This is a genomic window from Tardiphaga sp. vice304, assembly GCF_007018905.1.
Taxonomy (GTDB): Bacteria; Pseudomonadota; Alphaproteobacteria; order Rhizobiales; family Xanthobacteraceae; genus Tardiphaga.
The window spans coordinates 1715637-1729007 of sequence record NZ_CP041402.1; the positions used below are offsets into that span (position 1 = coordinate 1715637).

A 13371-nucleotide genomic window follows, 5' to 3' on the forward strand; every position below is an offset into this window, starting at 1 on the left:
AAAAGTGCGAGGCTCGAGACAACCGAATGCTTGTTTGTAGTCCTTGCGGCGACCCTGACCCGATCGGAAGACAATAGGGTTTGCCGCAGCCATCGTGCAAGTCGCAAGCGCGATCTCGACCGCGGTACTCTCGCTCTCGGGCGGGGCTGAGCCAGACGGCATCCGGCTGGCGGATGCCGTCTAGACCACTGGGTGTGCTTAGTGCTTCGGCATGATGACTTGATCGATCGCGTGGATCACGCCATTAGAGGCGGCAACGTCGGCAATCACGACGGTCGCGCCATCTACCTTTACACCCGAGGTGGCGTCGACGGCAACTTCGCTGCCTTCGACGGTCTTGACGTGCATTGTCTTGCCGGCGATGTCAGCGGCCATCACCTTCCCTGGAAGCACATGGTAGGTCAGGATCTTAACCAGCTTTGCCTTGTTCTCGGGCTTGAGAAGGTCATCGACGGTGCCAGCCGGAAGCTTTGCGAAGGCGTCATCGGTGGGCGCGAATACGGTGAACGGGCCTGCGCTCTTCAGTGTCTCCACAAGGCCGGCGGCCTTGACTGCAGCCACGAGTGTTCCGAATTTGCCAGCGGCAACCGCAGTATCGACGATATCGTGCATGAGTTTTAACTCCTGTTGGATTAATTAATCGAACCACTGATAATACCGATACCAGGAGACGCTTTCTTGGCGCACCCTGGTCCGGGTAGATCACGACAGATCAATTGTCAGCTGAGCTGTAGCACAGGTGCTCGATCTCGCGAGCGATGGTTTCGATACGTAAATAGTCTGTGCCTGAGGTTCTACGCGCCAGGTAACGAATTGGATCAGTCATATCGGCAAGCAGAACGATATTTTTATCTCCACTGTAAGACTTAATTGCGTCATACTTCCATCTTCGCGCGCCGGATTAGTTGCCAGCGCACGCGATTGTCGGATATCACTGCGATTATCGCTCCTAGAACCAACCTTACAGCTGCGGGAGACCCGGTCATTGGTGTGTTGCGGTGACGCAGTCCGCGGGCTCGCTCCGCCGATCGGCGTCGATAGGCACGCCGAGGTGGTTCTACACAAATTCGAAAGCATAGCAGTCCAGCATAGAATTTCCGTTTTCACCATTGGCCATTCCACGCGCCCCGTCGGTCAATTTATCGATATGCTCACTGCTTCGGAGGCACGATGATCATTATGCGCTCATTCGTAGTTTTATTGGGCAACAAGGCGCATAGCCAGAGTAGAAGTACACCGAGACTGCCAAGCAACGCTGCACGTGATTGATTTAGGGAGATAGACGGTGATCGGGACATCTGATTACCAGAGTGAGCTAAATTTCTATTTTGATCTGCGCTGCCGCATTTGGAAAAAGTCTACTCGCTGCTATCGCCGCCTGACGTACCCTTGAGAAACTTTGCTATCGTCGACAAATCCTTGTCGCCCCGCCCGCAGAGATTTACCACCATCAGGTGATCTTCTGGATTGGAGGGGGCGAGCTCGATTGCCTTAGCAATCGCATGCGCTGGCTCAAGAGCTGGGATGATGCCCTCAAGTCTGGAACACAGGCTCAAAGCGAACAGCGCCTCCTGGTCGGTTGCGGTGCTATAGATCACCCGGCCAACAGAATTCAACCACGCATGTTCCGGACCGATCCCGGGATAGTCTAGCCCGGCCGATATTGAGTGCCCTTCGGCGATTTGTCCGTCATCATCCATCAGAAGATAGGTGCGATTTCCATGCAGTACGCCGGGCCTCCCTCTGTTGATTGAAGCTGCATGCGAGGCGGTGTCCAAACCATGCCCGGCTGCTTCCACTGCATGCATGCTAACATTCATGTCGTCCAGGAATGGATGAAAAAGACCGATGGAGTTAGAGCCGCCGCCGACACATGCGATCAACGAGTCGGGTAACCGGCCTTCTGCCAGAAGCATTTGCGCCCGAGTTTCCCTGCCGATGACGCACTGAAAATCACGCACCATGACAGGATATGGATGCGGCCCCGCGACGGTGCCGATGCAGTAGAACGTATCGCCAACATTCGTCACCCAGTCGCGCAACGCCTCGTTCATTGCATCTTTCAGCGTCCCGGACCCCGACGCAACAGGCCGCACTTCTGCGCCAAGGATACGCATCCGAAGGACGTTCGCACTTTGCCGTTCCACATCGACGCATCCCATGTAAACGACGCATTTGAGGCCGAGGCGCGCGCACAAGGTCGCCGTCGCCACGCCGTGCATGCCAGCGCCTGTTTCAGCAATGATGCGCTGTTTTCCCATGCGAACCGCGATCAGAAGTTGCCCCAGGACATTGTTAATCTTGTGCGCGCCGGTGTGATTCAATTCGTCGCGCTTAAAGTAGATCTTGGCGCCGCCGAGATGCCGCGTTAGTCGCTCGGCGAAATAGAGAGGGCTCGGCCGTCCGACATAGTCTTTCATGTAGCTGTCGATCTCACCCCGAAAGACAGGGTCCTTCCTCGCGCTATCATAAGCAATCTCGAGGTCGAGGATGAGCGGCATCAAGGTTTCAGGAACGAAACGTCCGCCGAACGGACCAAAATGTCCCGTCGCATCAGGACTGGAGCCAACTAATTTCACGTCTTCAGCAATCATCCTGATTCCAAAATAAGTACGGCCGGGCAGCGGGCCAGCTCGGTGCATCCAGTCTGCAACAGTTCTTACGTCGTTAAGACGGCGTTGGATCACTGCGAGCCAACAAATTTATGGACGGGATACGTCTAGGTCTTAATGCAGCGCGATTGCAACGGATTACCGGTGGGTTGGTGAAGCGGCACGGTGCGCGTGGTAGTCGTTGAGGTTCGCCAGGAGCTGTTCATTCCGGGGCGCGATCTAGCTCGAGCAGGGCCTTGCGAAGCAAGGCCTTCACCGCCTCGACCGAAAGACCGAAACGCTGCGACAGCTGTTTGCGGGTTTCTTCGTGAAGATAGGCTGTCGCGAGGACAAGGCGCCCATGTGGCTCGGGCTCGCCACGCAGGCATACGCAATACTGTGCAGGTTGCTGGATAGCCAGCCATTCCGGATGCGTAAGACTATCACCTTGCGAAATAAGGCCGATATCGGCTTTGCGCAGATGGCCGATTGCGAGGTTGCGAACAATCGCAATCATCTAGTCGATTGGCAGATCTAGCGAGCCGTCGAAGCGCGCCGCATCTCTCCAGATCCTGACGTAGGTTAGTTGCACGGTCTCTTCGGCAAGGTCGCGGCTTTTCAGAATCAACAGAGCGACGTTGAAGAGCTTTCCGCCAGTCAGGCGATAGAGCTCGGCCAACGCAGCGGGTCCTCGCTGGCAACCCTTATTAAGAGGGCTGATTTCGCCGGTCTCGTGTTTCGAGGCGACGATCGATGGATCGCCAAGTGCGGCCTGCGATGGCTCCGGCGCCTGACGCCGCGGTTCGTTTCAGCGGCTGTTGCTGGGTCATGTTCTTCAAAGCCCCGCAAGTTGCAAGACAATGAAGCCGGAAAGTCCCGATAAGGCGGTGACAAACGATCTCCATGCCATATCGATCAGACTCATCTGGAGGGACCACCGTCTAAGCGTCGCAAGATTGGTCATGTCGGAAGTCGCGAAGGCCAATAATCCAAAGAGGGCGCCAGAAAGCATGACAGACGTCCAAGATCCGGCTGGATGAGCCGGAGCGATGACAAAGTAGACGATGCCCACGATATACATCAGGTAGAACGATATAGCCGCTTTCCAACCCGGCGTTTCTAGCATTATCTCGCCGATCGCGCTCCGGTAGAGACCGATAGTTCTGCTCAGCCAGACAAGATGGCGATCATAAAAACTCTCGCTGTTGCCAGATAGGCCGTCAAATATTTTACCATGTGACGTCCTGATGACCGCGCGAGTTCGTGTGGGTTTGCTTCAGATTCCAAAGAATGGCTGAAGCAATCGGGCAAAGATACTTTTGAACCTCAACGGCGCATCGGTAACTGCCAGACAGATGCAGTCGTCGCCGGTTCCAGCGTATGGCTGATGCTCGGTTCGTTCATCGGTCTCGGCGACGTCACCACGATACAAGATGATGTCGCGATCACAAAGGCTGCCACTCAGGACGAGCGTCAGCTCGCGACCGTTGTGGCCGTGCGAAGGAACCGTCATCCCGCTCCCAAACCGTAATAGGCGCGCCATTGAGCGAGTATCATCTGTTTGGATTACGACCTGGTGAACCTTTGGTGCGAGCCGCTTCCAGCGCAACTGGCTCACGTCTCCCCCGACGTACTCGCCAAGCGGTGCGGGCAGGAGAGGATGCGAAGACTGACTCGGTCGGTGCGGAGAAGGATCCACTGACTTCGGCGTTTGCGCATGCAACATCACATCAGCCATCATTGTCGGGGATACCGCTGTCTCTTCAAGAGAATCGAGCAGGTCGCCACCAAGCATGTCCGCCCCCGTCGCGCGTGACCGACAATGCGAACAAAGCGTCAGATGGGATGCGACCAGAAGGCTTGAGGCTTCATCCAGGCCGCCGGCCGCATAGCTGGTCAGAATGTCGTCACTGATGTGAAACTTTATCATTGGCCGCCAGACCCCTCGTTCGTTTTGATGGCCGAACGAATCTTTCCGAACGCGAGCCGTATGCGGGATTTGACGGTCCCCAAAGGTACGTTCAACTGCTTTGCAATCATGCCGTGCGAGAAATGTTGATAAAAAGAGAGCATGAGAACGTCCCGTTCGCTTGGCGAAAGGTCTTTCAGAATTTCCTGAACGCGATCGTTCATCTCATCCCGCTCAAGAAGATCGTACGGTCCTAGGGGATCGTCGGGTACAAAGGCGGGGTCACGAGGGTCAAATTGCGGCCGGCTACTTTTTCGGAACCGGTCGATGCTCAGATTTCTTGCAATCGTAAAGATCCATGTTGAAACGTTTGCCTTTGCTAGATCAAACTGATTGGCATTTGACCAAACCGAAACCATCGTCTCCTGAGTGATCTCTTCGGCAAGAGACGCGTCAGCTCCAAGCTTCATACAGTAGGTTTTGACGCGCGGCGCAAAATGCCGGAACACGTTCTCAAAGGCGGCGCGATCACGGGTCAGCGCAACACGGGTCATCGATTCTGCAAAGAGAACCCGCGCTGCATTTGTTTCGCTCGCCACTGGTGACTTTACGATCATTCCCGTCTCGGGTTGTCTCCGGTCGCTGCGGTGATTGGAGATTGTCTTCGAGGTCGACTGGCGACGACCATTGCACAAAATCGCCGAAATCCAACCATGCTTCAATGCGGCGCAAGAGACCGTTGTCCCGCCGCTCCGCGCCGCGGGCGCGAATGCAAGGACGGCATAAATCATCATGGTTGGTTCGCGATCGCGAGAAATTCCTGACGGGTTGAAGGATTGTCGCGAAAGCAGCCCAACATGCAGCTTGTCACCATTTCAGCACCTGTCTTGTGAACCTCGCGACTGGACATGCAGTGGTGTGTCGCTTTGAGAACGACGCCTACCCCTTGCGGCTGTAACGACTGCTGGACGGCTGAAGCTATCTCAGACGTCAGTCGCTCCTGAATCTGCAACCGCTTTGCATAGGCGTCAACAACGCGCGCCAGCTTTAAAAGACAAACAACGCGGCCATTTGGAACATAGGCAACCCATGCCTGGCCGACGATCGGCGTAAGATGGTGCTCGCAATGACTCTCCAATGCGATACCGCGAAGAATGACCATTTCCTCATAGCCGCCGGTCTCACCGAAGGTTTTGTTCAGTATCTCGATTGGATCCTGATTGTATCCGGCAAAGTATTCCTTGAACGCACGGGCGGCCCTGCTAGGCGTTTCGATAAGATCTTTGCGAAGCGGATCATCGCCTGACCATCGTATAATTGCCCGGAAAGCCGCTTCGACTTCTTCAAGCGAGGGCTTCTTTTGTTTGTCCGCCGCGAAGCGGCTGCCTTGTACGGTCACGGTACTGTCCTATTTACCAGTCGGCCGGAAGCTGGCGTTTTGATCCTGATCGATAAAGAAGTGGTGCCCGGTCGCGGGGCAACGACCGGGCACAATGCGGTCATCAGTAGCGGGGGCACTGCCTGATAACCGTATTAATGCTCTTACGGCTGGCGCGCGAATTTGGATCACACGATAGCAAATTCTTTTCGGCCAAGATGAGGCAAAGTCCGCCCTGGTTGCTTGGAATGATAATTGTGGCCGACCGCACCCGAACTCTGACCGGGCTCACGAAACCGTGATCGAAGGGGGCGATCGAACGAAGATTGAACCCGGTACAATCTTCATGATGAAGCAAATCGAAACCATCGCCGGCTCAGAAAGAAACAGCGGCACTGAACGCTCACGCCGGCCGTAGGCACCGCCTCGTCCTTTTATCGGGAGTGGAAGCAGCAGGCAGCAGGAGCGCTCCTAGGGGGTTGCCGGGCTTGGCACTTAGACCGGAAAGGCCTCGCGCATAGCCGACCTTTTTATCTGGCAGCTGCGTTAGAGCGTAAGCGTCGTCCGACCCCACCTTTCGGTAGATGTCCTGACCTGCGACCTTTCGGTCCTCTCGAACCGCTAGGCTTAGAATGGACACAGTGGATAGTGCTATCACCAAGCCGGTTCGCCGGCTGCAAGTGTTTACCGGTGCAGGTCGCAGGCGGACGTGGAGCGACGAGGACAAGGCGCGCATAGTCGCCGAGATCGAGCGCCGCGGCGACTCTGTTTCCAGCGTTGCGCGCCAGCATGGATTGTCGCCCGAGCAATTGTTCGGCTGGCGCCGGCGGGTTCGGGAAGCGGATGCGGCCGCGTCCGGGGATGACCTGCGGTTCGTTCCAGCTGTCGTCGATGCGGCGCCGTGCGACACAGCGGCACCGCGGCAATCCAAGACGCGGGCACATCGTCGGGACGGCCCCTTTTCCGGAACGATTGATGTTGCGATCGATGGCGTGACAGTGCGAACCAACGATATGCCCGGATGTTCCATCGAACAGGCCGTCAACGCTACCTTGAAGGACGTTTTTGACGATGCTGAGCGACTGCTGTTGAAGAGGCTCGCAGGAGTGACGCTCGGCGAAATCGCCAGAAGCTTTCCGCCTGTCGGCAAAACTCGCGGGGCGCGACGTCGCGCTTCGTGAATCATGAGGTTGATGATGCCGCTTCCATGAGCTGGTCTATTTCAAGTTGGCTCACCGTGGGGCGGGATCATCAAAATTCTCGCCTGCGAACGCGCTCTTGAAGCTTGAGAGGTATGTCAGCTTCTGGCGGATTTTGTTGAAAAAGTCGCCGTCGCAACTGTTCGCGACGTTTCTGTGAGCAAGGCGCGCGTCAGTTCGTCTCGGCTTAGGCAGGCATTGGGGCGGGCGACGGGACCAGCTTTGCCAGTCTTCGGAGGTTCTGGGCGGTAGCGGCGAGCAGGAACTCGTCGTGAGCGCCGTAAGGTCCTCTCAGCCGGAGCCGGTCGAGGCGCAGAATGCGCTTCAGGTGCGCGAACAGCATCTCGATCTTCTTGCGCTCACGTCGCGACGTCACATAGGCCTCGGTCCTGGCGATGCCGCGCGCCACATCTCTTGCGCTCTCGTAGACGGAACGCGGCACCTTCCGGGAAGGCATCTTCGGACAGCACCGTGGCTTGAGCTTGCAGATATCGCAGTCATACTTGCTCGCACGATAGAGAAGTGTCGCTCCGTCATTGACCAAGGTCCCGGTAGAAGCCAGCACTTTGCCTGCCGGGCAGCGATAGATGTCGGTCTCTGCATCGTAGGCGAAGTCGTCCCGCGCGAACGTCCCATCGTTACGGGCTGACTTGTCAAACACCGGAATGTGCGGCTCGATAGCGCGCTCGTCGACCAGCCAACCCAGCATCTCGGCTGATCCATAAGCGCTATCGGCAGCCAGACGCTCGGGGCGCAGTCCGAGGCGTTCTTCCGTGCGGTCGATCATCGTGCGTGCTGCGCCGACCTCGGCTTGTCGGATCGCGCGGGTCGCTTCGACGTCGACGATAATCGCAACCTTCAGATCGATTAGGTAGTTGTCGGCATAGGCGAAGAAGGCATGGCCCTTGTGAGCGCCGGTCCATTGCGCGGCCGGATCCGATCTTGAGACGAACTTCGGCACCGTCTCACTTGCTGTGCCCCAGGCCGCTTCATCAAGCGTTTCGAGATATTCCCTGACCGACCGGCGGGTTCTGGCAAGGCCCTCCCAGTCCTGCTGATCGGCGCTCGCAGCCGAGCGTTGCTTGTTGGCGTCGGCGGCGATCAGACTGGCGTCGACCGCAAAGGCGGTACCGTCGACCAATCCCTCAGAGGCTGACTGAAAAAGAAGCTGAGTGATTTCAGCCAGTTGTGATTCCTTCGGATTTGCGAAGATTCGAGGGAGAGCACGATGGTCTGGACTGAAATCACCCGCCGACACTATAGGCGGGCGAGCTTGCGATATGAAAGCGATACGACGGATGCCGAGTGGTTTGTGATGGAGCCGCTTCTGCCGCCTGCTTCGGCGCTCGGTCGCCCGCGTGCGACAGATATGCGAACGGTGATGGATGCGATCCTGTATATTGCGTCGACCGGCTGCCAATGGCGGCAGTTGCCCAAGGATTTCCCGCCCTACTCGACGGTGCAGGGCTATTTCTACGCGTGGTCGCGCGGCGGACTGTTTGCGTCGCTGAACTACACGCTCGTGATGGCCTCGCGCGAGGCGGCTGGCCGAGAGGCGAGCCCAACGGCCGGAGTGATTGACAGCCAGTCGGTGAAAACCACGGAAAGCGGCGGCCCCCGGGGCTATGATGCAGGTAAGAAAATCAAGGGCCGCAAGCGCCACATCGTCACCGACACGCAAGGAAACTTGGTCGGGCTGGTCGTGCACGAAGCCAGCATTCAGGACCGTGATGGTGCCCCGTGCGTTCTTGCTTCGATACGTTATCGCTATCCGTGGCTGCGCCATATTTTTGCCGATGGTGGCTATGCCGGAGATAAGCTGCGTCAAGCTTTGAAGCGCATCGGCAATTGGACGATAGAAATCATAAAACGATCCGACAGGGAGCAGGGCTTCGAAATCCTACCGCGCCGATGGGTCGTCGAACGAACGTTCGGATGGCTCGGTCGCTGCCGCAGATTGGCAAAGGACTTCGAGACCACAATCGCCAGCGCCGTTGCCTGGGCGTTCGTCGCTCACATTCGCGTCCTTATAAGACGGCTTGCAAAAGCCTGAAATCAAACGAATTCATTATGAGTCAGACTCTCAGACATACAGCGACGAACGACAGTCTCGAACAGCTTGCGCAGCAAGTCGCAATCGCGGAAGCGACCATGCCTGTTCTTGGAGAAAGTCGAATGATCCGGCACTTCGCCATCGAGGCCGAGCCGGCAGAACCAGCGATAAGCGAGGTTTAGGTGAACCTCTTCACACAACCGCCGCTCGGAACGAATGCCATAGCAGTAGCCGACCAGCAGCATCCGCACGAGCAGTTCAGGATCGATCGAAGGCCGGCCTGTCGAGCTGTAGAAAGGCGCCAACTCGCTCCGAATACCCGACAGATCGACGAAGCGGTCGATAGACCTCAGAAGATGAGAGGCCGGCACATGCCGCTCAAGCGAGAACTCGTAGAACAGAGCCGCCTGATCAATCTGCTGGGGACCCATCATCGATTCAGCCTCCGTCAATACCGTTAGTGAATCAGCGATCGCGTTCGGCTTCAACCAGGGTTTTTCAACACAATCGGCGCAAAGCGGTCAATGGAACTGCATCTTTCTGTTGCCAAGGCAACTATTCTGTGAGAACTTTTCCAATGAGTGCAGAGCGATTAATCGCCGCGCCTGAGGGAGAGAAACGATGGTGGACCACGCCTGTGGTGCAGCAATCGCACGTGCGCGCGAACTTCTATTCGGAGGGCTCGCTGACGGCGTCGAGATTGCGGTGAATGCGGCGCAACAGGTCGATCAGCACTTCACGCTCCCGTTCGTCGAGGCAGGACAACAGCTTCCGTTCGCGTTCCAGCGCAGCGCCGATCACGGTGTCATGCTTGTCGCGCCCCTTCGCCGTCAACGCGATCGAATGGCTGCGGCCATCCAATCGATCGGTTTCGATCTTGATCAATCCACGTCCCTGCAGCGCTGCAAGCGTGCGGCTGACCGGGCCCTTGTCGAAGCCGATGACGTGGCAAATGCGCGACGCCGGGATGCCGGGCTCGATCGCCAGCAGCGACATGATCCGCCACTCGGTGACATTGACGCCGAAACGCTTTTGGTAAAACGCCGTCGCGCTGCGCGACAGCTTATTGGCAATGAATGTCACGAAGGCCGGGACGTAGCGCTCGAGATCCAGCAATTGTCGGGCATGCTCCGCAGCAGCCCCGGTTTTGGCGGACTTCCGGCCGGCCTTGCTCGTCCCGTTCATGCCCATGCCCATGCAATCCGACTCTCTCTGCCGCCAGGCCGGTGCGGCCGGCCGGGTCACTACGCCCAGACGTAAAGACAACCAGCCGCAATTGCCAAGAAGAAAAGCAGGAGCTTTCATGGTCGCAACAGATGCTTCACCCTCCGCCGTCAACACCGCGATCCTGGCGTTTGGCAGCAGCCCGCAGGGGGCCGGCTCGACACCATCGATTCCCCATTCGGATATCGATCCGTTCGCGATGGATTTCTTTGTCGATCCGCATCCGACGCATGAAGTGTTGCGCGAGGCAGGGCCTGTGGTTTACCTCGACAAATGGAACGTGTTTGCGGTGGCGCGCTACGCCGAAGTCCATGCCGTGCTCAACGATCCGCAAACGTTCTGCTCCAGTCGGGGCGCCGGGCTCAGCGACTTTGCCAAGGAAAAGCCGTGGCGGCCACCGAGCCTGATCCTCGAAGCCGATCCGCCGGAACATACACGGACCCGAGCGGTGCTGAGCAAGGTGTTGTCGCCGGCGGTGATGAAGCAGTTGCGCGACGGCTTTGCCGCAGCCGCAGATGCAAAGGTCGATGAACTGCTGCAAAAAGGCAGCTTCGACGCCATCAGCGATCTCGCCGAGGCCTATCCGCTGTCGGTATTTCCCGATGCAATGGGGTTGCAACAGGAGGGACGCGAGCACCTGCTGCCCTATGCCGGCCTGGTGTTCAACGCCTTCGGCCCGCCGAACGAATTGCGCGAAGCCGCGATCGCGCGCTCGGCGCCGCATCAGGCTTACGTGCTGGAGCAGTGCCAGCGCGACAATCTCGCGCCCGGCGGATTCGGCGCCTGCATCCACGCCCGTGTCGATAGCGGCGACATCACAGCGGCCGAAGCGCCGCTGCTGGTACGCTCGCTTCTGTCGGCCGGGCTCGATACCACGGTGAACGGCATCGGCGCAGCGGTCTATTGCCTGGCGCGATATCCGCAGGAATTTGCCCGGCTGCGCGCCGATCTGTCGCTGGCCCGCAACGCTTTCGAGGAAGCCGTGCGCTATGAGAGCCCGGTGCAGACCTTCTTCCGCACCACGACGCGGGAGGTCGAGATCAGCGGCTATCATGTCGGCGAAGGCGAGAAGGTCCTGATGTTCCTGGCGGCCGCCAACCGCGATCCGCGGCGCTGGGCTGAGCCTGATCGCTACGATATCACGCGCAAGACTTCCAGCCATGTCGGCTTCGGATCCGGCATCCATATGTGCGTTGGCCAACTGGTGGCCCGGCTTGAGGGCGAAGTGATGCTTTCCGCACTGGCACGCAAGGTTGCGGCGATCGAGATTATCGGGGAGCCGACGCGCCGCTTCAACAACACGCTGCGGGGGCTGGAAAGCCTGCCGGTCAAGCTCACCGCCGCCTGAGGAGATTCCATGCCAAGTGTCACCTATATCCATTCCGACGGCCGCTCCGAGACCGTCGATGCCCGCGATGGCGACAGCGCGATGATCACGGCGATGCAGAGCGGCGTCGACGGCATCGTCGGCGAGTGCGGCGGCGGGCTGGTCTGCGCCACCTGTCACGTCTATGTCGACGATTCCTGGATGGAGCGGGTCGGAACCGCCGCGGCCGACGAAGACGAGATGCTGGAAGGCGTGGCGGCCGAGCGGAGCCCGAACAGCCGGCTGTCGTGCCAGATAAAAATGAGCGATGCGCTCGATGGCCTCGTGCTGCGATTGCCGGACCGGCAATTCTAGTTCTTAGAACGACGCGCCCGGCAACGTCCGGACCCGCGAAACAACAGGGAGGGAATAAGATGAAGAACGTGAAGACAGTTCTGGCGGCGGCGGCATCGTGCCTGATGGCCAGCGCCGCGCAGGCGCAGATTTCCGACGATGTCGTGCGCGTCGGCGTGCTCAACGACATTTCCGGCGTATTCCAAGACACCAATGGCATGGGCTCGGTGGAAGCTGCGCGGATGGCCGCGGAGGATTTCAACGGCGGCGGCAAAAACATCAGGGTCGAGATCGTCTACGCCGACCACCAGAACAAGGCCGATGTCGGCTCCGGCATTGCGCGCAAATGGCTCGATGTTGAGAAGGTCGATGCCATCGTCGACGTGCCGAATTCATCGGTCGGGCTGGCGATCAACAACATCGCGCGCAACACCAAGATGACCTTCCTGGCGTCATCCACCGCCACCTCCGACCTGACCGGCAAGGATTGTTCGCCGAACACCATCCAGTGGGTCAACGACGCCTGGGCCACCGGCAACACCACGGCTGCGGCGATGATGCAGCGTGGCGGTGACGACTGGTACTTCCTCACGGTCAATTACGCGCTCGGACAGGGCATCGAGGCCGAGGCCAGCAACTACATCACCAAGAATGGCGGCAAGGTGCTTGGCTCCTCGAAGCACCCGCTCGGCACCTCGGATTTCGCTTCGCTGCTGCTGCAGGCGCAGGGCTCCAAGGCCAAGGTCATTGGCCTCGCCAATGCCGGCGCCGACACCATCAACGCGGTCAAGCAGGCCGGCGAATTCGGCATGCAGGACGGCCCTCAGAAACTGGTGGCGTTCCTGATCTTCATCAACGACGTCCACGGCATGGGACTCAAGGCCGCACAGGGACTGCTGCTGACCGAGTCATTCTACTGGGATCTCGACGACGACACCCGCGCCTTCGCCAAGCGTTTCGCGCAGCGCCCCGGTATGAACGGAAAGATGCCGAGCGGCAACCAGGCTGGCGTTTACGCATCGACGCTGGCCTATCTGAATGCGGTAGTGGCCAAGGGCAGCGACGATGCCGGTGTGGTCGTGCCGCAGATGAAGACGTTCAAAGGCAAGGACAAATTGTTTGGAGACATCACAATCCGCGCTGACGGCCGCGTCACCCATCCGATCTATCTGTTCGAGATAAAGAAGCCTTCAGAATCAAAATACCCTTACGATTATTACAAGCTGCTTTCAACGGTGCCCGCTGAGAAGGCCTTCCGTCCGATTGAGCAGGGCGGCTGCTCGCTGGTAAAATAGGGCTGGAGGAACCGGGCGCTGGAGGGCGCCCGGCATACCAAGTCGCGGGCAGTGGCGGCCGC

Annotated in this window: 14 protein-coding genes and 2 pseudogenes; 5 read left to right on the top strand and 11 right to left on the bottom strand. The window is 58.5% G+C overall.

The features are described from left to right. Positions 1-198: 198 nt before the first annotated feature. The 8 genes from FNL56_RS08125 to folE all read right to left on the bottom strand — a co-directional run bounded on the left by FNL56_RS08125 (position 199) and on the right by folE (position 5899). The gene (locus FNL56_RS08125) at positions 199-612 is read right to left on the bottom strand and encodes a fasciclin domain-containing protein (protein WP_143572334.1); all 414 of its coding nucleotides are present in this window, start codon (positions 610-612) and stop codon (positions 199-201) included. A 746-nt stretch (positions 613-1358) separates the two neighbouring features. Further along, positions 1359-2594: a tryptophan synthase subunit beta gene (gene trpB, locus FNL56_RS08130; RefSeq protein WP_143572335.1), complete on the bottom strand. Its 1236-nt coding sequence runs from the start codon at positions 2592-2594 to the stop codon at positions 1359-1361. Positions 2595-2814: 220 nt separating this feature from the next. Next, a complete protein-coding gene (locus FNL56_RS08135) occupies positions 2815-3108 on the bottom strand; it encodes a sigma factor-like helix-turn-helix DNA-binding protein (RefSeq protein ID WP_143572336.1) in 294 nt (97 codons plus the stop codon). Next, a complete protein-coding gene (locus tag FNL56_RS08140; RefSeq protein WP_168202881.1) occupies positions 3109-3270 on the bottom strand; it encodes a sigma factor in 162 nt (53 codons plus the stop codon). A 156-nt stretch (positions 3271-3426) separates the two neighbouring features. Then, positions 3427-3717 carry a DUF2177 family protein gene (locus FNL56_RS08145; protein WP_246660907.1) on the bottom strand — a complete coding sequence of 97 codons (291 nt, stop codon included), beginning with the start codon at positions 3715-3717 and terminating at the stop codon, positions 3427-3429. A 150-nt stretch (positions 3718-3867) separates the two neighbouring features. Further along, entirely contained in the window at positions 3868-4521 is a 654-nt protein-coding gene (locus FNL56_RS08150; protein ID WP_143581922.1) for a ChrR family anti-sigma-E factor, read from the bottom strand. Beyond that, on the bottom strand, positions 4518-5294 hold the full coding sequence (locus tag FNL56_RS08155; RefSeq protein WP_368039336.1) for a sigma-70 family RNA polymerase sigma factor: 777 nt from the start codon (positions 5292-5294) through the stop codon (positions 4518-4520). The genes FNL56_RS08150 and FNL56_RS08155 overlap by 4 nt, the downstream gene beginning before the upstream one ends. Next, a complete protein-coding gene (gene folE / locus FNL56_RS08160; protein WP_143572339.1) occupies positions 5291-5899 on the bottom strand; it encodes a GTP cyclohydrolase I FolE in 609 nt (202 codons plus the stop codon). Before folE ends, FNL56_RS08155 begins: the two co-directional genes overlap by 4 nt. Before the next feature lie 611 nt (positions 5900-6510). On the opposite strand from folE, the gene tnpA reads away from it, so the two are divergent. Further along, entirely contained in the window at positions 6511-7059 is a 549-nt protein-coding gene (gene tnpA / locus FNL56_RS28310) for an IS66-like element accessory protein TnpA (protein WP_246660908.1), read from the top strand. Between the two features lie 205 nt (positions 7060-7264). Here tnpA and FNL56_RS08175 read toward each other — a convergent pair. Next, positions 7265-8224: pseudogene (locus FNL56_RS08175) on the bottom strand (transposase); the annotation flags it as partial. A gap of 81 nt (positions 8225-8305) precedes the next feature. Here FNL56_RS08175 and FNL56_RS08180 point away from each other — a divergent pair. Next, positions 8306-9130, top strand: coding sequence for an IS5 family transposase (locus FNL56_RS08180; RefSeq protein ID WP_143577461.1), 825 nt, complete (start codon positions 8306-8308; stop codon positions 9128-9130). An 11-nt stretch (positions 9131-9141) separates the two neighbouring features. Here FNL56_RS08180 and FNL56_RS08185 read toward each other — a convergent pair. After that, a pseudogene (locus FNL56_RS08185) lies at positions 9142-9564 on the bottom strand (transposase); the annotation flags it as partial. Positions 9565-9799: 235 nt separating this feature from the next. Further along, complete coding sequence (locus FNL56_RS08190; protein ID WP_143576090.1) at positions 9800-10315, bottom strand: MarR family winged helix-turn-helix transcriptional regulator; 516 nt, start codon at positions 10313-10315, stop codon at positions 9800-9802. Positions 10316-10433: 118 nt separating this feature from the next. Between FNL56_RS08190 and FNL56_RS08195 the strand changes: the two genes are divergently transcribed. Genes FNL56_RS08195 through FNL56_RS08205 form a run of 3 tightly spaced genes read left to right on the top strand, consistent with a single transcriptional unit; the run spans position 10434 to position 13309 of the window. Further along, positions 10434-11702, top strand: a complete 1269-nt coding sequence (locus FNL56_RS08195) for a cytochrome P450 (protein WP_143572340.1) — start codon at positions 10434-10436, stop codon at positions 11700-11702. Between the two features lie 9 nt (positions 11703-11711). Next, positions 11712-12035 (top strand): 2Fe-2S iron-sulfur cluster-binding protein, encoded by a 324-nt coding sequence (locus FNL56_RS08200; RefSeq protein WP_143572341.1) that lies wholly within the window; start codon positions 11712-11714, stop codon positions 12033-12035. Between the two features lie 59 nt (positions 12036-12094). Continuing rightward, positions 12095-13309 carry an ABC transporter substrate-binding protein gene (locus tag FNL56_RS08205; protein ID WP_143572342.1) on the top strand — a complete coding sequence of 405 codons (1215 nt, stop codon included), beginning with the start codon at positions 12095-12097 and terminating at the stop codon, positions 13307-13309. The last annotated feature ends 62 nt before the right edge of the window (positions 13310-13371 follow it).